This window comes from Syntrophales bacterium (assembly GCA_026417625.1).
Classification (GTDB): Bacteria; Desulfobacterota; Syntrophia; order Syntrophales; family UBA8958; genus JAOACW01.
Map to the genome: position 1 here is coordinate 45,521 of JAOACW010000009.1, position 23,984 is coordinate 69,504.

Here is a 23,984-nt window from a genome sequence, read left to right on the forward strand (position 1 = left end):
GATTCACTCTACTTCTTTCTTGTAAGTTTCCACATCTACACCTGAACCATCGGAAGTAATTGTTACAGCTCCATGTAAATCAGTTCTTAACACCCTTACTCCTCTTTCGGCAAGACGTGTGAGAGTTTCAACGTGAGGGAAACCGAAAGGATTATCTCTGCCCGTAGAAATGATCGCTATTTTTGGCTTCAAAGTCTTCAACAGTTCATCAGACGTGGCATGATGACTGCCGTGATGGGAAACCACAAGCACAGATGCCCTGATATCTGGATGTTCATAAACTATCCTTTTCTCAACTTCCTGAGATATGTCCGACGGAAGAAAAACAGAGCAATCCTTGAACAACAGTTGAAAAACCAATGCTCGATCATTGATTGTTCCTTCATCAGAGTCTGCAGAAGGGTTTAGCACCCTAATGGAAATACCACCAAATTCAAAAAATGTTCTTTGCTCTTTCAATATTCGAACGTAAAGCTTTTTCTTTACAACTGTTGTCTTCAGAATGTGAAACATCTCGTCGTCAACTTCATCACCGTTGTACCAGAATTCTTTTACAGGAAAATTTTCCACAACGTATAAAAGTCCCCCATAGTGATCGGGATGAGGATGGCTAAGGGCAACGACGTCAAGACTTGTAATCCCACTGTGGAGCAAGTAAGGCACAACAACAGACCTCCCTATGTCGAAGTGACTTTTATGGTATCCTCCACCGTCAAGCAGAATGTGTTTGCCTTCTGGTGTGGTAATTAAAACTGAGTTTCCCTGCCCTACATCTAGAACAGTTATACGGAGAGAACCATTCCTGTTTGTTTTTAAAAGAGGATTCGTATAGTGGAAAACAAAGATTGCAATAAAAAGAATAGTCAATAAAAGCGCAAATCTACACCGCATTTTTGAGGTGTTTCCCTCTTTGTAAAGATCCATTGTTTTAGTGAAACCGATTATCACTATGTACAGAAGAATTACATCCACCAATTTAGGCGGCGGAATGAAGAGGGAAGCAGATGGCAGTGCGCTAAAAAAATCGACAAGTAACAGTGATTTATCCACAAACCATGCCGCAAGATCAAGAAAGATGGAAGCTAAGGAGGTGGAAAAGGGATACGTAAAAAGAACAAACAAACACAGAGGAACTGTGATGAGACCCAGGATGGGAACAACAACTAAATTTGCAGGTATACCCACAAGGGGAAGTCTCTGGAAGTGATAGAGTAAAAGAGGCATCGTTCCCAGTGTAGCAGCAATCGTTACGGAAAGAAAGGTTCGCCCGGAATGTACCATTCTTTGGACGACCCTGGGAGATTCACTATTTTGCGTAGGAATGGGAATGAATGCCATTATGCGGTTTGTCAGATATACAATGGATAACACAGCCACGAAGGAGAGCTGAAAAGATGATTCAAAAAGTGAATGCGGTGCCACAAGCAGAATGATAAGAGCAGCCATAAAAAGAACATTGTAAATGTCTCTTAGCCTTCCCAGAAATGCAGCAAGAATGAAGAGGATTATCATTAAAGATGCCCGGATAACGGTGACTTTAGCACCGGCAATAGCAGTGTACACAACAACGGGAAGCATAGCAAACGTCAAAGAGATTTTCTTCACATCAAAACGCAACAGGAGATACGGGGATATACTGAGCAGACTACGAAACAGATAAAATGATACTATGGTAACAATTCCTACGTGGAAACCTGATATGGCAAGGATGTGGGACACCCCTGTGGCATTAAACTTATCTCTTATTTGCGGGGGAATTTCCTTTGTATCTCCAAGGATGAGAGCCTGGATAATGGCAGAGTTTGGCGGCCTCACTCTCTGATTTATGAGTTCTCTTAAATTTCTCCTAGCTTCGGAAAGAAGCCCCATAAAGCGACTGGTGTTTACCTTTCGGATAACAACATAATCCGTTTCCCTATTTAACGTGCAACGAACAGTTATCCCCCGGTGAAACAGAAACTTTGCGTAATCGAAACGCCCTGGGTTTTCAAAGTTTGTCGGCTTTCTAAGACGGGTCTTCAGATGCACGTAATGACCGTAATCCACGGACATATTTGGTGGGCCCACAGCGAAGACTTTTCCCTGAACGGGCATGGGCTGACCATTTTGGTTGTAAATATAACTGGCACTGAGCACGAATTCTGTTCTTTCGGAGGTGAATAAAGGGATTTCACTTACAACACCTTCCAGAGCAATCTTTTCATTACTTACGAAATTAACTACATGATTGGCCGGTACTTCGCTGTAAAAGTGGAGGTGATAGGTAAGCAGTCCTAAGAAAAAAAACCCAGCAAAAACAGAAAGTAGGGAAAGAAGCGGCCGATTCAAATAACGACTTAACAAAATGACAAGGAATGAGGCAAAAAGCGCACCAACTATAACAGAAAACTCGATTTGCGACTTAAACGATAAAACGATTCCACCTATAAGCGAAATTAGGGGAAATATAAGAGGTGTTTCCATCTGGCAAACTCCTAAAGCAACAGCATATACATATTCTGTTTCGCAAAAGCTACATTTTCAATTCGTAAAATTTATCTTGACATAGTGATTTACTTGAAATATGAGAATTGCCATAATTTGAGGACGCGCATGAAAACAAAAGTGAGAAATTTTAAAGATCTATTCGGTTTTTGCTTTTTCTTTAGCTTTAGGGTCAGGGTCTGCCCGATAGGCTCTTGACCGTTTATGCAGGAAAAAAGGAGCCGTGGGCAGACCAATAAGTCCCCACGGCTCTAAAATTTTTAAGGGCCGGGGGTTCAACACGGCCCTTTTTTCATATTCATTCAAAGTTTGGGGGTGCAACATGAAAGGCAAAAAATGGGTGGGAGTTTTACTATGTGCGTGTGTTATTATTTTAGGATACCTGTCACCTGCCATTTCCGGACCAGGTAGCATTAAAGTGGGAGCTGCAATAAATCTGACTGGTCCTGCCTCCACCTGGGGTCAATACCATGCAAAAGGTATACAGGATTACTTCCGATATGTTAACGAAGTTAAAAATGGAGTAGGTGGGAGAAAAATCGAAATGATCCTTGTTGACACAGCATACAAGGTGCCAGAAGCAATTGCCGCGGTAAAAAAATTTGCCGTACAGGACAACGTACACATGATTGCCACCTGGGGAGCCGGCGAGGGATTGGCTGCAAAACCCATTATCCAAGAGTACCGCATTCCCACAATTAACTTCTCAACAAGCTGGGAACTTCTGGAAAAACCTATAGATTACATGTATTTACCTTTTGGACACTACAAGATGGATTGCTACGCCATTCTGGATTATATAAAAGCCATCCACAAGGGTAGTGAACCTCCAAAGGTAGGCTTGCTCACCTTTAATAATGCCTATGGTAGATCCATTCACCAACCCAGTTTGGAGTACGCAAAAAAGATCAAAGTGAATATAGTGGCCGTCGAAGAATTCCCTCCCCGGGCAGTTGACCTGACTACTGAACTCCTCCGTCTTAAAAATAATGGTGTGGAGTACGTATTCATGCAGATGCTACCTTCCGCCATTATAACAGCATTCAAAAGTGCCGACAAAATCCAATACAATCCCATGTTTTTTGGGACGTGGACATCAACAGATCCCGATTTCTTCAAAATGGGCAAAGGGCTTATAAGGGATAGACTGATTATTCAGTTCCCTGGAGGATTACCCTCGGACAACACTCCGGGAATAAAATTAATGGAACAGTTATGGAAACGCTATGGAACCGTCAAGTCATTCGATGCAGCCTACTGGGAAGGTGTTGTAGTAGCGATGATAATGGAGAGGGCTTTTACGCGCGCGCTGGAGATGTACAAGGACATAACCAGAGAGACCATCAACAGAGCAATGGAGAATTTCAGAAACGAGGATTTCGGTGGGTTAGTGCCTAAAGTTACGTATACTCCAAATGACCATAGTGCATCCTTTAAGGCGCGCATCGTTAAAGTTAACGAAGACGGAACATTTGTTCCACTTACAGAATTCTTTACACCCGGCAAAGATAAGATAAAACTTTTGAAGAAGAAATGAAAACTTTCAGAGGAGAACCAAGCATATTAAAGAATAGAAATCCGGAAGATCGGCAGGCTGAACTTTCAGTTCAGAACCTCTCTCTATCATTTGGTGGTGTAAGGGCGCTCATAAACGTAAGCATTGAGGTCCATACAGGCGAGATATTTGCCGTGATAGGACCAAACGGTGCAGGCAAAACTAGTCTTATGAACTGCATCACCGGTTTCTACAAACCTCAGGAGGGAAGGATTGTATTTAATGGTAAGGATATTACGGGGCTCAACCCCCATAAACTGGTAAAGTTGGGTATAGGAAGAACTTTTCAAAATATAGAGCTCTTCCCACGTATCTCGGTCATTTCCAATCTGATGCTGGCAAGACATATCCACACACGTTATCCTTTTCTAAAGGCCCTCCTCTTCTCCCGGTCAGTCCGCGAGGAGGAAGTCAGTCACAGACGCATCCTGGAGGAGCTCATAGATTTTCTAGAAATTCAGGCGATCCGCAAAAAACCTGTAGGTTCCCTCCCATACGGTATGATGAAAAGAGTGGAACTGGGAAGGGCATTGGCACTTGAACCAAAACTCCTCGTTCTTGATGAACCCTTTGCGGGTATGACCTTTGAGGAAAAAGAAGACATGGTCCGTTTCATAAAAGAGATCAACGAAGCCTGGGGACAGACAATTATCCTTGTGGAACACGACATGTCCATAGTCATGAGCATTTCCCATCGTATTGCCGTGCTCAACTTCGGTGAGAAAATAGCGGAAGGACTTCCTGAAGAGGTAAGAAATAATCAGGAGGTGATCCGTGCATACCTTGGATAAACCACCCGTCACGATTCCGCAGATGCTAATCTATCAAGCTCACCACTTAGATGACAAAGTATATGCTATTCGAGAAAAGGCATATGGGATCTGGCAAACCTATACGTGGCGGGATTACCTGGAGTACACAAAAAAAACTGCGCTTGGTTTGAAGAGACTGGGTGTAAACCGAGGGGATATTGTAGCCATTGTAACAGACAATATCCCCGAATGGTTATTCACAGAAATTGGGGCACAATCAATAGGTTGTACCACCATCAATTTGTTCACCTCCTCCATCCCTGAGGAACTCTGCTTTTCTTTGAACAGAGTAGAAGCAACCTGTGTAGTCGTTCAGAATCAAGAACAAGCAGATAAAATGCTAGAGATCAGGAACAAAACCCCTCATGTCCGCAAAGTTGTTGTAGTGGATACGACGGGCATGAGGGATTATTGGCAGGATCCCTGGTTTATACCCTTCAGGGAAGTATTGAAGATCGGGGAAAGAGCCGACTCGGAGACACCTGAGGAATTCTACAAAGAGGTAAGAAGAGGAAAGGCAGACGATATAGCGGTAATGATTCAAACGTCGGGTACTACAGGTGTTTCTAAACAGGCAATGCTCACTCATAGGGGCTTGCTCGCTATGGGGCGGAAATGGAAGGAAGCATTGAACTTGGAACCTGGTGAAAACTGGCTTTCCATGTCACCACCGGCCTGGATAGTGGATCAGATGTGGGGGTTAGGTGTGGCGTTGGTGTGCGGTATGACCATGAATTTTCCAGAAACGCCGGAAACTATAAGTGAGGATTTCAGAGAGATAGGGCCTGCCGTCATAGTCACTTCCTCTCGATTCTGGGAAGACATGGCCTCTAGAATCCGGGTAAAAATGAGCGATGCCGGTTACATAAAGAGAAAACTCTTCACATGGGCAGAGCTTATAGGGCGTAGGGTTATAGATTACCGCTTTAACGGCAGCGATATCCCTCTTCATTACAAAGTTCTCCACAGGTTCTCGTCTTTTGTGATCTACAAACCTTTGCTTGACCGCATAGGTTGCCTTCGCTTGAGGGCAGCTCTTACAGGAGGACACCCTATAAGTCCCGACGTAATCAAGTTCTTCCAGGCCATCGGCCTTAATCTAAAACAGTGTTACGGTCTCACAGAAGGTGGGGGAATATTCCAGGTTCAACCTGACAACGAGGTAAAACTGGAAACTGTTGGCAAACCACTACCGGGAGTAACCGTTCGCCTATCACCCGAGCAGGAAGTTCAAGTTAAAAGTGACACGCTCTTTGCAGGATACTACAAAGATTACAGGGCAACAGAGGCAGCTTTTACAGAGGACGGTTTTTTGCGCACAGGTGATGCGGGCTACATAGATCAGAACGGCCATCTCATAATAATCGGAAGAAAAGAGGACATTATTAGGGATAAAAGGGGGAATGCGTTTTCGCCTGATTTTATAGAAACCCGTTTAAAATTCAGTCCTTACATAAAAGAAGCGGTTGTCTTTGGGGAGGGAAGACCGTACATAACAGCCCTAATAAATATAGATATGGAGAATGTTGGAAACTGGGCTGAAGAACGTCTTATACCATTTACCACATATATGGATCTCACGCAGCGAGAAGAGGTGGAAGAGTTGATAAAAGCAGAGGTAAAGTCAATTAATAATCAGTTGCCAGAGGTCATGCGTATTAAAAAGTTCATACTCCTCTTCAAACTTTTGGACGCCGATGATGAAGAGTTGACCCGTACTGGCAAAGTGAGGAGACGTTTCATCTACGGTGTTTACATAGACCTAATAGAGGCAATGTATCGCCCAGGAACGGAAAAGGTAAAGTTCACCGGAAAGATCCGCTATCGGGACGGAAGGGTAGGTGAGGTAAGTACCACGGTGAGGATTATTGACGTAGACACTTCAGAGGGGAGATAAACGATGGATTTTCTACTCCAGCTTGTGATCAATGGTTTAAGTCTCGGTTTGTTGTACGGACTTTCTGCGATGGGATTCGTGATGATATTTAAATCATCTAGTGTCCTCAATTTTGCCCATGGGGAACTTCTCGCCTTTGGTGCTTACCTGTTTCTTGCTCTCACTACTTGGGGTAAGTTGTCAATAGGGTTAACCTTTCTAGTAACACTTGTTGGATGCTTCGTCCTGGGGTTTGTGATTGAACGCATTTTTTTGCGTCCCCTCATAGGAGAACCCCTGATATTTGTCATCATGCTTACCGTGGGTCTTGCAGCTATTTTCAAAGGTTTAATTCTTCTTTTGTGGGGCGGTAATCTCTACACGTACTCCGATTTTCTACCTAATTGGCTGGGCCTATCCCTTGGTTCGGTGAATATACCACCTGTTTACTCTATGGTGTTCATTGTGGGTATAGTTTTCTTAGCGCTCTTCGGTTTGTTCTTTAAATTTTCCTCCCAAGGTATCTATATGCGGTCGGTCGCAGACAATCAAAAAGCCGCTTTATCCCTTGGGGTTAACGTAAGAAGGGTCTTTGCCCTTTCCTGGGCCATTGCGGCGCTTGTCGCTGGAATGAGCGGCATAGTCCTTGGAATTATAAACGGCGTTAACGTCCATGAACTGAGTGCCATTGGGTTGAAGGTCTTTCCCGTTGTCATACTAGGCGGGCTGGAAAGCATTGGAGGTGCCATAATTGGTGGCATAATAATCGGTCTTCTCGAATCCATGACTGGCGGTTATGTATCTCCTTCTCTTAAAGATGTGGTACCTTACGTAGTCTTAGTACTCATCCTTATGGTGAAACCATACGGACTCTTTGGTGAAGTAGAAATTGAGAGGGTGTAAAAATAAGTGAAGAAACTCATTTTTCATCCATGTGGTAATTTCAGAGAAAGCTACGAAGAGGAGCTTAACATCTTCGAAACGGATTTTGGACGTTTATTCGTAATTCTCGGTATAGTGTTGTCACTCTTGCTCCCTTTCATCTGCAAACCCTATGTACTTTACGTAATAAATTTCATCTGCATCATGTCTATTGCCGCCGTGGGTTTAAACATCCTCATAGGTTACACAGGTCAGATTTCCCTTGGTCATGGGGCATTTTTCGGTGTTGGTGCTTACGGCGCAGCCATATTAGCCACCCGTTGGGAACTTCCCCTTTTTATCACCATTCCAGCTGCTGGGCTCATTTCTGCACTTGTAGGCATGGTCTTTGGGTTACCCTCCAGTCGACTGAAGGGCCTTTATCTAACAATAGCTACTCTGGCCGGTCAATTTATCATCGAATACGTCCTGGTTCACTGGGAATCAGTCACTATGGGCACAATGGGCATTACTTTACCTGCTCCGGACTTATTCGGATGGAAGATCAGGGGAGATAGGGCATTTTTCTTCTTAACGTTTCCTATATTTATCGTCATGATATGGTTTGCAGTCAACATTGTGAGAACCAAATACGGTCGCGCTTTTATGGCTATAAGGGATAACGATAGGGCTGCGGAAGGCATGGGTATTCCCCTCTTTCCGTACAAACTCCTATCCTTCGGTGTAAGTTCATTTTACGCAGGTGTTGCTGGTGCCCTTTTTGCTTACTACACGGTAAGCGTCACTTCCGAACCTTTTAACCTAGCCCTTTCGGTGGAGTTCGTAGCAATGGTGATCATAGGTGGTCTAGGAAGCATAACAGGTTCAGTTTTCGGCACAGTGTTCATAATGCTACTTAACGAATTCCTCCGTGTTATTACGGAAGCACTCATGAACATCCATTTTCTCTCTCACCTCGCGCTTAACATGGCCCCACTACGGGAGTTCACATTCGGGATTGCTATTGTCTTATTCATTCTTTTCGAACCTCGGGGGCTAGCTGAAGTCTGGCGCATTATAAAGTCAAGTTTTCGCCTCTGGCCATTCTCTTATTGAGAAGGTGAGTTATGCTTTTACAGGTTAACAATATCTCTGTTGTTTATTCTGATGTTATTCAGGTACTGAAAGGTGTTTCGCTTGAAGTGGAGGAACACAAAATTGTTGCCCTCTTGGGCAGTAATGGTGCCGGGAAAACAACAACCCTGAAAGCTATTTCCGGCTTACTAAAACCTGAAAATGGAAAGGTAACAGATGGAGAGATCATTTTCGATGGAAGACCCATCCATAACCTACCACCAGAAGATATAACGAGAATGGGGATCATTCAGGTTCTTGAGGGAAGACAGCCCTTCAAATATCTCACCGTTGAGGAAAACTTGAGGGTGGGAACCGCAACCCGTTTCGGTAAACCGTTCAGAGATGACATGGAAATGGTATACAACTACTTCCCCGCTCTAGCCAGCCGGAAGAAAGTTAAAGCCGGTTATCTAAGCGGTGGAGAACTGCAAATGCTCGTTATCGGCAGGGCACTCATGGCCCATCCCCGACTATTACTCTTAGACGAGCCTTCTCTGGGTCTTGCTCCCCTGGTTGTGCGGGAGATTTTCGGAATAATAAAAAGGATCAATGAAGAACAGGGAACTACCATTGTACTTGTGGAGCAGAACGCAAATATGGCCCTGCAGATTGCACACTACGGTTACGTAATGGAGAATGGACGAATAGTCATGGAGGGTCCGTCAGAAGAGCTCAGAGAAAATCCCGATATTAAGGAATTCTATCTCGGTATAGGTGCATCAGGAGAAACGAGAAATTACCAGGTGGTGAAATCTTACAGAAGAAGAAAACGCTGGTTATAAAGAGATGTTTTCCTGTATTGCCATATCCAGCATTTTTAGTTGGATTTCCGACATTCCGTTCCAAAAGTTAATCTGTGGTGTGAAAGCAATATCTGAAGAAACGTTTTTTATATAACCAGCCAAATGACCCATACTGTACCAAATAGAATTACAGGTTATACCACTTCCTACAACACGCATTCTGAGGTGGTTGTTGCCCACAACACTTGAAAAAAGAACACTGACGTTGCGGGAATAAAACACGGGCTCGGGGTTCTGATTACCATACGGGGCAAGCAGTGCTACCTGTGACAGTAGCTCGTGGCTTAAATTGCTCAACTCACAATGAGCATCTATGTGTGTACAACGAATGAAATTGCCTTCACCTAATCGTTTACCCACAATTTCCTCGAGCGTCCTGGAAAAATTCTCTATATCTTCCTCCCTTATGCATATACCAGCAGCCAACTGATGTCCCCCGTATGAGAGTAGGAGGTGATCACACTCACGGAGACTTTCGTATATATTGAAATCATTTACGCTCCGTCCTGAACCCCTGCCAATCCCGTCCTGGAGGCTGATGAGCATAACAGGGCGACGGTAACGATCAACAAGGCGGGAAGCTACTACCCCTATTACACCGGGGTGCCAATTTTTGGATGAAAAGACAAGAAAACGTCTACCCTCAAGATCGAAATCTTGCTCAATCTCTTTAAGGATGTCCTGGAGAATAGCCCTTTCCAAAGTTTGCCTCTTTCTGTTGTAGGTCTCAAGTCGACGTGCAATCTCCCTCGCTTCCTCAAGATCCTCGGTGAGCAGCAGTCGGACTGCGTCTTGAGGTGATCCCACTCTTCCTGCTGCATTTATACGGGGTATCAAACAAAAAGTAGCCTTGTTGGCATCTATCACTTGGTTCGCCAGACCACTAACTTCTTTTAGCGCCTTTATTCCTACGCGAGAATCCTCAGTGATGAGGTCCAGTCCTATCTTGGTCATAATCCTATTTTCGTCTATAAGAGGTGCGATGTCTCCCAATGTGCCTAAGGCAACGAGATCCAAATATTCCTTTAGATTAGGATAGGTGAATCGACCCCAGAATCCTTCCTGCCGCATAAGGGCTCTAAGAGCGATCAGGAAATTGAAAGCGACGCCCACACCGGTGAGATAGCGAAAAGCGAAACTACAATCTCTTTGGTTTGGATTTATAACTGCCAATGCTTTTGGTACCTTCGGGGGAATCTCGTGATGGTCAAGGATAATGACGTCCATTCCTTTCGATTTAGCGTATTCCACATTTTCCGTATCGGAGATACCACAGTCGACTGTAATAATTAAACTCGTACCCGTGTATTTTATTCTGTCAATTGCCTTCTTGTTTAAACCATAACCCTCCTCAATTCGGTCAGGTATGTAGTAATCAACGTTAGAGGTAACATTGTGAAGAAATTTTAACAGTATTACAGTTGCCGTGATGCCATCTGCGTCATAATCACCGAAGATCGTAATTTTTTCGTTGTTATGCAAGGCACGTATTACTCGTCTTGCACCTTTACCCATATCCTTCATTAGAAAGGGACTGTGTAAATCTCTGAGTGAGGGACTGAGATAGCGTTTAGCCGCATCAGTATCCCTAATACCTCTATTCACGAGTATCTGGGCAATCTCCGGAAGTATCCCAAACTCCTTTGATATCTCCTCTACCAATGTTCTATTTTCGTATGGGAATACCCACCTGGTAACTGGAAGACTACTCTTTTTTCCCATCATGATCCCTTAATGTGGTTTGAAAATCTCTTGAGCCTTTTGAGTTGGAAATTGTGCCTTATGTTATCCACCATCACCGGAATGTCAAGAAGAGATTTATTTCTAACACGTACAAAAAAGTTTTGCTTAAAATACAAAATTATTTTAAAAGTTTCTAAAATCTCGAAAGTTCCGACGGGCTAAACAATGGCATGTAGAAAAAAAGAAAAAGGTCTCACACTAGTGGAGATAGCTATTGTTCTTGTCATACTAGGTATTCTCATTGGTCTTGGGGCTGCATTTGTGGGACCTCTAACGAAAAGGGTAAAAATATCAGAAACACGGGATATCCTCAATGCATCAGTTGAATCAATCGTCGGCTTTGTCGCTAAAAATAACAGACTACCAGGACCTACAGAATTCAGGAACGCCGTAAGGAACCCCAATGATGCGTGGGGGAAGGCTCTAGTTTATTTTGTGGATGAAAACCTCACTTCGGTGCCTCCGAATCCTGCTGAAGGTATATGCGGTAGGAAATTAACCAATATTATCGTCTGCCTAGACGCAACATGCACAAACCAAATACCAAATGTGGCATTTGTTGTGGTCAGTGGCGCAGGGAACTTTAACGTACAGACAGGTCCCCTCTCAGTGAGTCCCGGAGGGAAACAATTTATCAGAGTGTATGAACAGGACACACCAAACATAGATGAGTACGCAGGAGATTTTACAAGGCCAGAGGAGTACGACGATCTCGTAAAGTGGGTTGCTCTGGATGAGCTCCGTATTAAAGTAGGATGTCAGGGGTCCCAGTTGAAAATACTAAACAATGAACTTCCGTGGGCATACGTGGGAACTCCTTACAGTGCCACTATTTATGCTGAAGGTGGTGTTCCCTTCTCGACCGGGGGAAAATATAAATGGTGTAGGCAGGGAGATAACCCAGCGGGTCTTACCTTCAACCCGAACGTTTCTTCCACAAACTGCATTACATTACCTGAGGGATCATGGGGCCAGAGCACCAGTTTGACCATAAGTGGCACACCAACAACGGCAGGAACATATAACCTAACCTTTTTCGTAAGGGATAACCAAGATAGCGCAGGTTCAGACGATAACATCACCCAAAAATCTTTTGTGCTCACTATAAACACTTCAACCAGTGGTGGGGGAGGCATCAGATTCCGCATATGGAACAACACAGGTGCACAAAGGGACTTTACCCTATCTGGAGTATGCCGTAATAACATAAATCAGGGTAGTGAAGTTACTTCTTCTACCCTGTATTTGGAAGAAGGTGGTTACTTTCTTGTACATGCATCTGATCAAGGTACTTGCAATGCTTCCGTTATTCTTATGCTTGACCATAATAATGCCTTAGCAGCAGATAGCAATGGTAATCGTGAACTATATGTCACCACTTCAGGTTTCGTGGATAGATAAAAATGGTCTTTCTAGAAAAAAAAGCGAAAGGAGTCCCACCCGGCCTCTTAAGACTAGTTAAGGAAGGAAAACATTTCCCAAAAGTCGTTTTTATCATTTTGTCTTCAGTACTTGCTCTAATTGCCGGTTTTGGTGTTTTATATCTCTTTGAAAATAAAAACTTCCAGAAAATGCTCACCGTCTCCCAAAGATCAGAGGGAGTAGGTCCTGCCCTTAGTTCACAGATGCCAGTGGTTTCTTACGAAACAAAAGATACAGATAAAGTAACTCAGCGGAGCGCAAGATTCACCGCAGCTTTCGACCCACTCACTCATGGTACAAACCGGCTAGAAAAGAGAAGCGTTCAACAAACGGAGGATATGAAACAACCTAAATTTGAGAAGAAGGGGGTGATAAAGGAAAACGAGGGAAAGGTTATCTCAGTAAAAGCCGCTATACGGGAGGTGAGAAAGGAAAAATCGTCTGAAGCACATTCAAAAAAGACCTTGGCTTCTATTAACGTTGGTCACCTATACAGGGCTTATGATCTGGAAACTGAGGGAAAACTGGAGGAAGCTGTCCGGGAATATATTGAGTACACAAAAACCATTGAGCTGAAAGATCCCTTGATCATCCACAAGATCGTTACACTTTATCTACTTCTGGGAAACCTGCAGGAGGCCTCCCGATGGGCGGACTTTGCGTTGAGAGAATGGCCGAACAATCCTCTTATCTTGGCAAATTGCGGTTTACTAAAGGCGAAACTAGGCAATTTCAATGAGGCGGAGGGTTTATTTAAAAGGGCAATAGAATTAGATCCGGAAAATAAAAACGCGCTCTTCAACTTTGCCGTTCTTAAAGAGAAAAAGAAAGAGTATCACGAGGCTCTAACGTTATACGAACGCCTGAGTGAAAGGGGTGACCTTGAAGCCCAAAAGCATGTGATGAGATTGAAAACGCAAGAATCGGACTTAAAAAGTTCCCAGAATAAATAAATTTTGCTCTAAAAAATTTTACCCTTGACAATATGTTGCAAAACAGCTACTGCAGATTAACCCAAACTGAAATAAGCTATAAGAAGGAGGGTAGAAAAAATGAGAAAAGGCGAGAAAGGTTTTACGTTGGTGGAGTTGGCAATAGTCCTAGTGATCATCGGTATTATACTTGGGGCTGTGCTTAAAGGTCAGGAATTGATGAACAACGCGAGGCATAAGAAGTTCATAAGCGATACAGGAAAAAAGTTTGAAGTCTCAGCGTGGGCATATTACGACCGTAATGGACGTTTCCCTGGAGACTCCAATAAAGACGGAGTGATTGGTGATGGCAATGTAAAGACCGACCTCGTAGACAATGGCAAGTTACTTTCCAGTTCGGATAATCCCGTTACAATTGGTGGATATTCATTCTTAGTGGGGCTGGGAAATGACAATGGTACTCCCAAGAAGAATGTTTTAGTTATTTGTCCCGCAACGGGTGGTACATGCAATACAAGCATCTCCGATGATGAGATTGAGTTCTTCAAAGCTTTAGATAACTCTATAGATGGCACAACGGATGCTGGTGTAGGCGTGGTAAGAGGAGCTTCATCCGCCACGATTAGCTCTGCCTCATGGGTTGCAACACCTTCTGGTATTGTGAGCTCAACCTCTGATTGGACTTCTGCATCAAAGGCTCTTGTCTATTACTTCGACAGAAAGCCATAAATCAGAAAAAAGGGGGGCTTTTATGCCCCCCTTTTTATTTGCCATTGTGAAATCACCGGAGAAAATCCTATTTTCTCTTCTACTTCTGGTATTCGTCTTAGTGGGCCACATTTATCTTCCCAACATTGGGGGGATCCTAGCCAAGCAAAACGAACTTATCATCTGGTTCATTTCAGGACTGATTGTTTTTATCTCTTCCTTGAAAGTCCTTATAAAAAAATCTTTCAGGGAATCCCCTCAAAATGTCTACGTTTTTCTTTTTGTAGCATGTTGGTTAGGAAGTAGTCTCTTTTCAGAGGCAATTTACAACCAAGATTTATTTCTCACCCAGTGTTTCTGGCTTCTTGGGGGGGTAGTTCTCTGGATTTCTCTACTTCAGTTCGAACTGGCGGAAAAAGATGAGCTAATATTCCTTTCGCTGATCTTTATCTCTGCCGTGATTGAATCTTTAATCGGTATTATTCAGTTCTTCGGGTTGTATAAATACATCCCTGTGACCCCTTCCCCAGCTGAAGGGATCGTAGGTGGCGTTTTCCAGCAGAAAAACCTATTCGCTTCCTGGATTGCTACGGGGGCCGTTGTGAGTCTTTACATCATTACGACACCTCATTTCAAGAACCTCACCTCAAGTAAAAAAATTCTTTTTTGGATAGGGGTTTTCACGATCACCCATAGTCTAGCTCTTGCCCAATCTAGGGCAGGCCTCATAGGTATAGTACTAGCCATTGGTGTAGTTGTTCTGGCGAAGAAAACCGGGTTGCAAAACTTCCGTGATAAAATAATCATCTGGCTAATAATTTTTGTTTTGGGTTTGACTTCTGGATTCACTCTACTTAAATTCCAATACAAACTAAGCGTAGAGAAATTCACCGAAAAGCAACTATCATGGTTTACAGATCCCAACCAGACTACTTACAAAGAACGCATTCTCATGTTAAAGACCTCAGTGGATATGTTTTTGGAAAAACCTTTAACGGGTCAGGGGTTCGGTAACTTCCCGAGTCTTTATGCCTACTATCAAGCAAAAAACATAAAGGCAGACGATTACTGGAAATCACTGGGGGGGAGCTTTACACATCATCCCCACAACGAAATAGCCCTCATCGTTGCTGAAAGTGGGATTCTGGGACTTATCGGCATGGCTATCCTCTTATTGGGTCTTGTGCGATTCGTCCCCACTATGGGTATTCCGAACGCTTTTAAATATCTGGCTTTCTTGACCCCTTTGCTCTTCCATACGCTAGTCGAATATCCCCTTCACAATTCCGTTCTTCACTGGCTTTCCTTTATACTCATCTTTGCTCTCGCCACAAGACACGCTGTTAAAGAAACAAAGATCAACATTTCTCCAAAGTTAACCATTACCCTAAGTATTCTTTTTTCTTGCCTTTTCATCTTATTCTCCGTATATTGGGTAAAAACCTATGTAGCCTATAATCAGTTTGTAATCTGGTTTAATGAGTACTCTTACGGCAAAAACGCAAAAGTACAAAATCTCGAACCGGCGACTAAAAATTTCTACCTCAGACCGCTTGCGAAACCCATGTTAATGTTCGCTAAAGCAGAAGAGGCGGTTAAAGATGTTGACAAAAACAAGGAATTTCTGAATGATTTTTTAAACTGGTCAGAAATGGAGAAGAAAAGATTACCCATCCCGCAGGTGTTTCAATATGAGGCATATGTTTTCCTAAATCTAGGTATGCACTTCAAAGATATCTCTTACTTTAAAGAAGCTCTAAAAACAGCCAACGAAGGGCTTGAGCTTTACAACAACGATGAGTTTTTAAAAAAGTTAAGAAAAGTTATTGCTGTTGAAGCAGCGAAAGTAATAATGAATCGTTTAAGATACCCACAGGGGAAAACCTTTTCAAATGAACCATGAATACACTGTTGTTCGTGGGTATCTTGTTAATCGTGGTGGGGTACGGATTGCTTTTTTATGTCCCACTTAACTCATCGGCGGATAGGATTTTCGCGCAGGCCATTGTCGGAATGGTACTGAGCATTGGAGGTGCTTTTTTAATTGCCCTCTATATCTACAGAAAGAGATGAGTAAAGTTTGAAGTGACAAAAAAGGCGTATATAAGTTTTGAAGGAGAATACGCGAAAGTCTTTATCCCGGAAGGAGATACAGAGAAAAGCGCATTTTTCCATGTAGAGTCAAACCGCATATTTTCTTTCGTCAAAGATAGAAAAATAAAAAAAGTTTCTGTTACCCATTTCATTCCTGAACTTCTGTCATTATCTATCCCGCTTGTCTTCTCGCCGGAAACAGTACCTAAGAAAAGAATTTTGGAAAACCTTATAAAAGTGGAAATTAACCGAAGACAAACTGGCGTAGGAGGTTATTCCTTCAGCTACGAGATATGTGAAGTTTCGGGGAAAGTTCAGCTAAGGGTATATGTGGTAGATGAAAAACATCTGGAGAAGGTGGAAAACTTTATAAAACAAGATATAGACGTTTCCTCCTTTTATCCTTTCTTCATGCCTCTCATGGAATTTGTGAAACAAGAGAAGGGTTCTTTGGAAGGTGATTTTATATTATGTTTTATCTCAGGGGATATGAGGTACCTCTACATATTCCGGGGTAGGGAGATGATACTCCAAAGGAGTTTCCAAGGTGTGGAGGGGGAAATTACGGAGGAAGACAACTTCAACATAAGTGCTACCATCAACTACGCGATTCAAAACTTGCGCATAAAACCGGAAAAATTTTTTCTCGTTGGAGTTAAGGAAAAAGTTTTCCCAGAAACACCTATTCCCTGTGAAATTATTTCGATAGATAACGGTGTTGAAGACTTTCTGATGTGTTACTTACTTGCCAAATTTGAAGATCACCTAGAAGGAAAGGGATTCTTGCCACCATCCTACGTGAGTTACAAGAAGGCCAAAAAAATCGGAAATTACTTAGTGGCATCTCTAGTTTGTCTTTTTTCTCTTAGTTTTCTCTGGGATGCAGTATTGATCTCTGATACAGTTAAGTTGACAAATACGTTAAAAGCACATAAGAGGGAAATTGCTTCTCGAGAAACTGACTTTTTCAAATCCCTTGAATACATAAACCGTTTTGAAAGCAGTGTTAAACCCATTTTAGATCTTCAGAACAGAAAAAACAGGACAGATGACATAAGAGAAGCACTCTACCCTATAGCGGAGGCTTCAAAAATTGTGCAGGTAAAGTTGGTAAACATAAACGTTGACAACGGAAAACCCCAGAAAATATCGGTTACAGGTAGTGTCCCAAAAAGTTCATTTTCTGAGAGACAGATAACGTATATGCAATTTAGAAAGGTACTCCTGGAAAAAGGTTTGAAAATAGAGAATGAAAAATGGAGTTTTGTAAATGGTGAATTCCACTTAGAGGGAACGTATGACGCTGGTGGAGCACCTAAAAATTAAAAAACTGAATCTGCTAGTCGTAGTTACAGCCTTACTTTTTCTGGCTACTCTGCTATTTTCAGGGGGTCTTTATCTTACAAAAATGAAAAATGAACTCAAGGAGAATATCAGGGTGCTGGAAATAGCAAAATACAAGATTCTTAGAATAACTATGCTGGAACAAGCCCTAAAGCGTATCTCTTTATCCAAGTATTCTACCCATTATGCAGTTGAAGTGGCAAGATTGGCTGATACGATTAACGCAAAATTCCCGGAAGCTAAACTGGAATTGCAAGATCCTGCTATTGATGGCAAGGAGGCGGTATTCAATTTTACTGTAAAGGGGGGTGGTAATTTTCGAAGGTTTTCAGAATTGGTGGGTTTCTTTGAACAGGAGGGTTATCCCGTCATCTTTTTAAAAAAACTCTCTCTCCGAGAAAATGGTAACGTCCTTGAATATGAAATTTCAGGGGAGATAAGGTCCATTCTATAAGATTATGAAGATAAGACTTATTTCGGCTTTATTCCTCTTCTTGTTTTCCACTGCGCTACCCCTCGTGGCTTATAAGGCAGAACCACCGAAGTATTTAACTACTCGGGAGTTGCAGATTGCGAATTACCAGGAACCGTTTGATGTTCAAGTTGCGGAGAGAAAGGTCTATCACATTTCGACGCTTGATAATCCTTTCCGTTTCAAGTCAGTAATACTAGCTAAAACCGAAGGGGAAACAGCTCAGAGAACTCCTTTTATTCCTTCGCTTTCGCTAATCTACAGTGGTATCGAGAGATACGCCTTAATAGGCGAAGAAATACTCGAAGAGGGCAAAAGGGCTGGTGAGTTTGAAGTAATTAAAATTCTTGAGGACAGAGTTTTGATAAAGGACAAAAGAGGGCAGAAGAGATGGTTGAAACTCGAATACTTTTAATGCTTACATTTCTTTTTATTTTTATTTTAGGGTGTAGTGAAAAAATAGCAAAAAGTGAAATTCAGATTCCCTTAACGGAGCCTAGCCGCCAGGAAGTTAAGCACAGCAAGGACGAAAAATCAGTTCCTGATTTTCGTGTAGACAACATTCCTCCTGTTGACCCTCTGAAGATTAAAAAGATTTCCATCAATGTTAAATCAGCTCCTCTCAGGGAAGTTCTCATAGTGTTTGCTAAAGATGCCGGCTTGAATTTGATTTTTGAAAATGATGTGAGCTCTGAAATCCCAATTACTCTTGTGTTAAAAGACGTAACCATGAGAGAGGCGCTCGATGCTATTATGGCATCCACGGACTATTTTTATAACATCGAGAGAAACACATTAAGGATAGCTGCTACAGAGACAAGGGTGTTTCATATGAACATCTTCCCCATCCACCAGACGTATTCTGTCGATGTGGGTGGCGACATCTTAGGTGGTGTTACTGGAGCACTCACAGCGGGTGCAACAGCTGCGGGCGGGACCACGGGGTTGAAGGGTAATGTTACCAAATCGGAGAGGTCAGATGACACAGCCTATAAAATCTGGGATTCCATAGAGAAAGCACTTTCTTCTATTATCGGTGTTTCTGGACCTGCCGCAGCAGGGCTTAGATCTGCTGCTCCACCTTTACCTTCAGAGCCGGGAGCAGTCCAGTCAGGACAGATTAGGCCCGTTGCACCGATCACTGAGAGTTTCGTGGTTAATCGTGTTACAGGCACCATAGTAGTCACGGCAACTAAGAAGAAGATGGCAAAAGTGGAACAGTATCTGAATAGTATTAAAGAGGTTATGGGGAGGCAAGTTCTGATTGAGGCAAAGGTGATAGAAGTCGGCCTTTCAGATGCTTTAAGATATGGAATTGATTGGTCCTTTTTAGGTCAATGGTCTCATGGGACGAAGAACTGGTCCGTGAAGGCAGGGATGCCTCTATCATCTTATCTGCCCACTGTATCGCCTTACTCTGATTTGAGATTTACACTTACCACAACGGCCATAAAAGATTTCTCCTTGATAGTAAAGGCTCTTGCCGAGTTCGGTGACGTAAGAACCCTTTCTAATCCACGTATAAACATCATGAATGGGCAAACTTCCATACTCACAGTGGGGAGGAACACCACGTTTATATCGAAGGCCCAGAGCAACATCACAACCTCTGCAACAGGTGGAACTATTCTAACTTACACAGTGGAAACTAGTAATTTGCTCTCTGGTTTGATTATGGGCATTGTTCCCTATATTGACGAAAAAGGAGAGATAACCCTTACCATAACACCTGTCACATCAAATCTGGTTAGTATAAATGAGAAAGCCCTGGGTTCTTTGGAGTCTCAGACAGTTATCCAGTTACCTGTAGTGGACCTTAGAGACTTGAGCACCACTGTGAAAGTAAAAGATGGGGAAGTGGTCATTATCGGAGGTCTGATAAAAAAAGAAGAACATGTTTTGGAAAGCAAAACCCCGCTTTTGGGAGATATCCCCCTTCTGGGTTACCTCTTCAGGGGGAAGGATAAATCGCTTAAGAATACTGAACTTGTAATACTCTTGCAGCCAAGGATCATTTCAAAATGAGGTTGGGTGACCTTTTAATCACTAAGGGACTGATCACGCACGAGGAACTCGAGATAGCCTTGAGTGTACAGAGGATTACTGGCAAGATACTAGGCAGGTGTCTGAATGAGCTTGGGTTTATCACTCCACAGGAGCTAGCCAGCATACTTGCCATCCAGCATGGGCTTGAGTATATTGACGTGAAGAATTATCCTGTTCAGAAAGACCTTGTTCAGAAATTCCCGAGAAATGTAACGTTTGCGGAGCGTTTTTTACCTCTAGAGGAGAAAGATGGTTTGGTGGAAATAGCCATAGTGGATCCGGGAAATATTTTGGCTGTAGATAGGGTGAGAATGGTAACCGGTAAAAGGGTGAAAACCTATCTCACTGACGAAGAAAGTTTTGCAGATGCCATCGAAAAAATTTACTACTTCATTGAGAATCCCACTGATAGAGTAGTAAATGAAATCAATACCACTGTGCTAAACACAGGTACCCTCCCTCCTGAGAAATTACCTTATCTCGTGGAATCCATAATCGCAGAAAGTATAAGGAGAAGTGCGACAGATATTCATATCTCTGTCAATGCCGGTGTTCTAAGCGTGGCGTATCGAGTGGATGGTATTCTCGAATACGCCTTTTCGTTACCTCAAGTCGCTCATGCAGGAGTTGTTTCTCGCTTAAAGGTTCTTTCCAGGATAAACATTGCAGAACAGAGGCTACCTCAAGATGGCTCTTTCATATTTGATTTTTTGGGCAGGAAGTACGAAGTCAGGGTTTCCACCATACCCACAATCGAGGGCGAGAGTGTGGTCATGAGAATCCTCTTCGGTGGTTCAGAAGAAATATATCGTCTATCTAAACTAGGTTTCAATGACCAGTTGGTTGATGCCCTACGAGGTCTCATTAGAAAGCCACACGGCATAATTCTCATTGTGGGCCCCACGGGATCAGGAAAAAGTACAACCTTGTACTCACTTTTAAAAGAGGTAAACCGACTTAAGAGAAGTGTAATAACAATAGAAGACCCTGTGGAGTACAGAGTGAGCTTTGCAAAACAGAGTCAGGTGAATGAAAAGATTGGCTACGATTTTGCCCTGGCAGGTAGAAATTTTATGCGGCATGATCCAGATATAATCCTCCTAGGAGAGATAAGGGATGAAGAGACGGCAAGAATCGCCATTCGAGCATCAATAACAGGACATCTTGTTCTTAGCACATTACACGCCAATGATGCGGTAAGTGCTATTCCACGCTTGGTTGATCTTGGCGCTGATAGGTTTTTACTCAGTTCTTCTTTGTTAGCTGTACTGAGTCAGCGTTTGATTAGGAAAATATGCTCTTTTTGCAAAACAGAGAGAGAACCTGATGGAAGGGAAAGAGAACTTCTTCACAGGTTAGGTATGGAGATAAATGTAGTTTTTTATGGTCGTGGTTGTAACGCGTGTAGGCAGTCTGGTTTTCTAGGACGTTCGGCTGTTGGAGAACTCATGGTTTTGAATGACGAATTAAAAGAGATGGTCTATTCTGGTGCCTCGTATAGTGCTCTTGTTCAGGCAGCCAGGAGGGCGGGTATGGTTCCCCTCATGGTTGACGGGTTAAGGAAGATTAAAGAGGGAGTTTCTACCCTTTCTGAAGTTGAGAGGATATTAGGTTGAACCTCTATAGGTATAAAGCACTCGATTTGACGGGAAAGATAATAAAGGGTCTCGTAAGAGCTGAAAACGAAGGAGATGCCTTATCTGCCCTTGTTATGAGAAATTTGTATGTTCTGTCTTTCACTAAACTTCCCGATTTGTTCACACCTTTTTTCGAAATATTTACGAAGAAAATCAAAAACGGTGAGCTAATAGAATTTACAAGAAATCTTTCCACGATGATCAAGGCCGGCATACCACTCAACCACGCCCTTGCAGACATTGCAGAGAACACGCTGAATAAGAGATTCGCGGGGATCATTCTGGATTTAAGAGATTTTATTGAAAGTGGGTCCTCATTCAGCGAGGCAATAGCCCATCATCGTGATGTTTTCCCCCCTATTTTTTGTAATGTCATCAGGATAGGTGAAGAAACAGGAAACCTGGATGAATGCCTCAATGATCTTGCCGACCATTTTCAGCGGATAGAAGATCTAAGGACAACCATAAAAAGGGCTCTAACGTATCCCCTTTTTGCAATTGTTGCCTCTTTTGGAGCCATAGGTTTCTGGATAATCTACGTGTTACCGAAGGTGATAGATGCACTTAAAGGTGTCGGGGTAAAGATTCCTTTTATTACAAAAGTTCTTGTTAATATTGGAGCGTTACTGGGGAAATTCTTCTATCTCGTTCCTATCTTACCCCTATTTCTTGCCATCGCTTACCAAGTTCTTAAGAAAAACGAAAAGTTTAGATGGATAAAGAGTCACTTGAGTTTTAAGCTTCCCATTTTCAAACAGATTTACTATACACGCTCAGTAGCTCTTTTTTGTGAACAGATGAGGTTGCTTACGAAATCGGGAATACTCGTGGATAGGGCTCTTGAGATGACAGCTGAAGCCATTGGCAATGAACTTATGAAAAGAGCGGTGAGAAACGCCAGAGAAAAAGTTATAACAGGACAGGGAATCGCCCAATCGCTCCGGGAGGAAAATCTATTTCCACCCATGCTAATAAGACTTGTTCAAGTGGGAGAGATTTCGGGAAATCTAGATGAGCAGTTTGGTTTTTTGAACACCCATTATACAAATTATCTAATCAATTATTCGGATAGACTCGGCAAAATAATTGAACCTGTCGTCATCGGCGTTATAGGATTCTTTTTCGCAATAATATTGATAAGCCTTTTCGGTCCGTTGTATGAACTTATTTCAAAACTAGGAAAGATATAATGGACTACCTAAGTTTTTACCGATTAAAGGAGGATCCATTCGGAATTACACCAGATCCAGACTTCTTTTACCCGTCAAAGTGGCACACAGAGGCTATACAATCCATGGAATACCTCATTCAAAAAGGGGAAGGTTTTATGCTTCTGACCGGCGATCCGGGGACGGGGAAAACCACGCTTATAAGAACCTTCCTGAAGAAATACGATGGGTCTGAACTGTCCACTGTGGTTATATATCACTCCATCCTATCACCTCAGGAACTTTTGAAGTTAATGGCAAGAGAAATTATGAAAAACAAGGAGCTTTCCAGAGATTTTAACGTAGAAAACATAAATGATAAAGTTGAATTAATTAATTGCATTTATGAGGCATGCACAAAAAATAGGGAAAAAGGTTCGAAGAATTTGGTCATCATCGACGAAGCGCAAGATCTGCCAGAAGATACCCTAACCCTCATCAAGCATCTCTCAAATATAGAGTCAGAAAAAGAAAAATTCTTCAATTTTATTCTCCTTGCACAGCCTTACTTTGAGAAGATTCTCTCTAAACCGAGTTATTCGCAACTGAACCAGAGAATCAGCATTAAAGTTAATCTGTTCCATCTAGATAGAGAAGAAGTGGGAAACTACATCAAATTTAGGATTCAACGAGCAGGAGACGTCCCTATTAACTTTGACAGAAGGGCCATAAAGGAAATCTACAAAGCATCTAAAGGTATACCGAGACTCATCAATCTCATCTGTTCAAGAGCCTTAATGGTCGGTTACGTTAAAGGGTCCTACGAAATAAAAAAATCCTTTGTTAAAGCTGCCGTAGAACACCTTAAGTTAAAATTAAAGTAAATGTGCCGGTCAATGTAAATCCTCTT

The 23,984-nt window shown here is 42.6% G+C and carries 20 protein-coding genes; 18 read left to right on the forward strand and 2 right to left on the reverse strand.

Annotation, left to right across the window (positions count from 1 at the left end; all coding sequences use genetic code 11):
• Positions 1-3: 3 nt before the first annotated feature.
• Entirely contained in the window at positions 4-2,463 is a 2,460-nt protein-coding gene (locus tag N2317_06985) for a DNA internalization-related competence protein ComEC/Rec2 (GenBank protein MCX7817237.1), read from the reverse strand.
• A 343-nt stretch (positions 2,464-2,806) separates the two neighbouring features.
• Between N2317_06985 and N2317_06990 the strand changes: the two genes are divergently transcribed.
• The 6 genes from N2317_06990 to N2317_07015 are packed head-to-tail and all read left to right on the forward strand — an operon-like array spanning position 2,807 to position 9,507.
• Complete coding sequence (locus tag N2317_06990) at positions 2,807-4,021, forward strand: ABC transporter substrate-binding protein (protein MCX7817238.1); 1,215 nt, start codon at positions 2,807-2,809, stop codon at positions 4,019-4,021.
• Complete coding sequence (locus N2317_06995) at positions 4,018-4,830, forward strand: ABC transporter ATP-binding protein (protein MCX7817239.1); 813 nt, start codon at positions 4,018-4,020, stop codon at positions 4,828-4,830. Before N2317_06990 ends, N2317_06995 begins: the two co-directional genes overlap by 4 nt.
• Complete coding sequence (locus tag N2317_07000; GenBank protein MCX7817240.1) at positions 4,814-6,748, forward strand: AMP-binding protein; 1,935 nt, start codon at positions 4,814-4,816, stop codon at positions 6,746-6,748. Before N2317_06995 ends, N2317_07000 begins: the two co-directional genes overlap by 17 nt.
• A gap of 3 nt (positions 6,749-6,751) precedes the next feature.
• Positions 6,752-7,630: a branched-chain amino acid ABC transporter permease gene (locus N2317_07005; protein ID MCX7817241.1), complete on the forward strand. Its 879-nt coding sequence runs from the start codon at positions 6,752-6,754 to the stop codon at positions 7,628-7,630.
• Between the two features lie 6 nt (positions 7,631-7,636).
• Positions 7,637-8,704 carry a branched-chain amino acid ABC transporter permease gene (locus N2317_07010; protein MCX7817242.1) on the forward strand — a complete coding sequence of 356 codons (1,068 nt, stop codon included), beginning with the start codon at positions 7,637-7,639 and terminating at the stop codon, positions 8,702-8,704.
• Between the two features lie 11 nt (positions 8,705-8,715).
• Positions 8,716-9,507: an ABC transporter ATP-binding protein gene (locus N2317_07015; GenBank protein ID MCX7817243.1), complete on the forward strand. Its 792-nt coding sequence runs from the start codon at positions 8,716-8,718 to the stop codon at positions 9,505-9,507.
• Here the strand turns inward: N2317_07015 and recJ are convergent.
• Positions 9,502-11,253, reverse strand: a complete 1,752-nt coding sequence (recJ, locus tag N2317_07020; protein ID MCX7817244.1) for a single-stranded-DNA-specific exonuclease RecJ — start codon at positions 11,251-11,253, stop codon at positions 9,502-9,504. The two genes, N2317_07015 and recJ, sit on opposite strands and share 6 nt — an antisense overlap.
• Positions 11,254-11,436: 183 nt before the next feature.
• On the opposite strand from recJ, the gene N2317_07025 reads away from it, so the two are divergent.
• The 12 genes from N2317_07025 (at position 11,437) to N2317_07080 (ending at position 23,958) form a co-directional block, all read left to right on the forward strand.
• Positions 11,437-12,672 (forward strand): prepilin-type N-terminal cleavage/methylation domain-containing protein, encoded by a 1,236-nt coding sequence (locus N2317_07025; GenBank protein ID MCX7817245.1) that lies wholly within the window; start codon positions 11,437-11,439, stop codon positions 12,670-12,672.
• Positions 12,673-12,674: 2 nt separating this feature from the next.
• On the forward strand, positions 12,675-13,646 hold the full coding sequence (locus N2317_07030) for a tetratricopeptide repeat protein (GenBank protein MCX7817246.1): 972 nt from the start codon (positions 12,675-12,677) through the stop codon (positions 13,644-13,646).
• Between the two features lie 99 nt (positions 13,647-13,745).
• Positions 13,746-14,354, forward strand: coding sequence for a prepilin-type N-terminal cleavage/methylation domain-containing protein (locus tag N2317_07035; GenBank protein ID MCX7817247.1), 609 nt, complete (start codon positions 13,746-13,748; stop codon positions 14,352-14,354).
• A 22-nt stretch (positions 14,355-14,376) separates the two neighbouring features.
• Entirely contained in the window at positions 14,377-16,236 is a 1,860-nt protein-coding gene (locus N2317_07040) for a Wzy polymerase domain-containing protein (GenBank protein ID MCX7817248.1), read from the forward strand.
• On the forward strand, positions 16,233-16,406 hold the full coding sequence (locus N2317_07045; GenBank protein MCX7817249.1) for a hypothetical protein: 174 nt from the start codon (positions 16,233-16,235) through the stop codon (positions 16,404-16,406). The genes N2317_07040 and N2317_07045 overlap by 4 nt, the downstream gene beginning before the upstream one ends.
• A gap of 12 nt (positions 16,407-16,418) precedes the next feature.
• Complete coding sequence (locus tag N2317_07050) at positions 16,419-17,753, forward strand: hypothetical protein (protein ID MCX7817250.1); 1,335 nt, start codon at positions 16,419-16,421, stop codon at positions 17,751-17,753.
• Positions 17,725-18,225 (forward strand): hypothetical protein, encoded by a 501-nt coding sequence (locus N2317_07055; GenBank protein ID MCX7817251.1) that lies wholly within the window; start codon positions 17,725-17,727, stop codon positions 18,223-18,225. The genes N2317_07050 and N2317_07055 overlap by 29 nt, the downstream gene beginning before the upstream one ends.
• A 4-nt stretch (positions 18,226-18,229) precedes the next feature.
• Positions 18,230-18,658, forward strand: a complete 429-nt coding sequence (locus N2317_07060) for a hypothetical protein (GenBank protein MCX7817252.1) — start codon at positions 18,230-18,232, stop codon at positions 18,656-18,658.
• Complete coding sequence (mshL, locus tag N2317_07065; protein MCX7817253.1) at positions 18,634-20,268, forward strand: pilus (MSHA type) biogenesis protein MshL; 1,635 nt, start codon at positions 18,634-18,636, stop codon at positions 20,266-20,268. Before N2317_07060 ends, mshL begins: the two co-directional genes overlap by 25 nt.
• On the forward strand, positions 20,265-21,905 hold the full coding sequence (locus tag N2317_07070; GenBank protein ID MCX7817254.1) for an ATPase, T2SS/T4P/T4SS family: 1,641 nt from the start codon (positions 20,265-20,267) through the stop codon (positions 21,903-21,905). The genes mshL and N2317_07070 overlap by 4 nt, the downstream gene beginning before the upstream one ends.
• Positions 21,902-23,116, forward strand: a complete 1,215-nt coding sequence (locus N2317_07075) for a type II secretion system F family protein (GenBank protein ID MCX7817255.1) — start codon at positions 21,902-21,904, stop codon at positions 23,114-23,116. Before N2317_07070 ends, N2317_07075 begins: the two co-directional genes overlap by 4 nt.
• Complete coding sequence (locus N2317_07080) at positions 23,116-23,958, forward strand: AAA family ATPase (GenBank protein ID MCX7817256.1); 843 nt, start codon at positions 23,116-23,118, stop codon at positions 23,956-23,958. The genes N2317_07075 and N2317_07080 overlap by 1 nt, the downstream gene beginning before the upstream one ends.
• Positions 23,959-23,984: the final 26 nt, after the last annotated feature.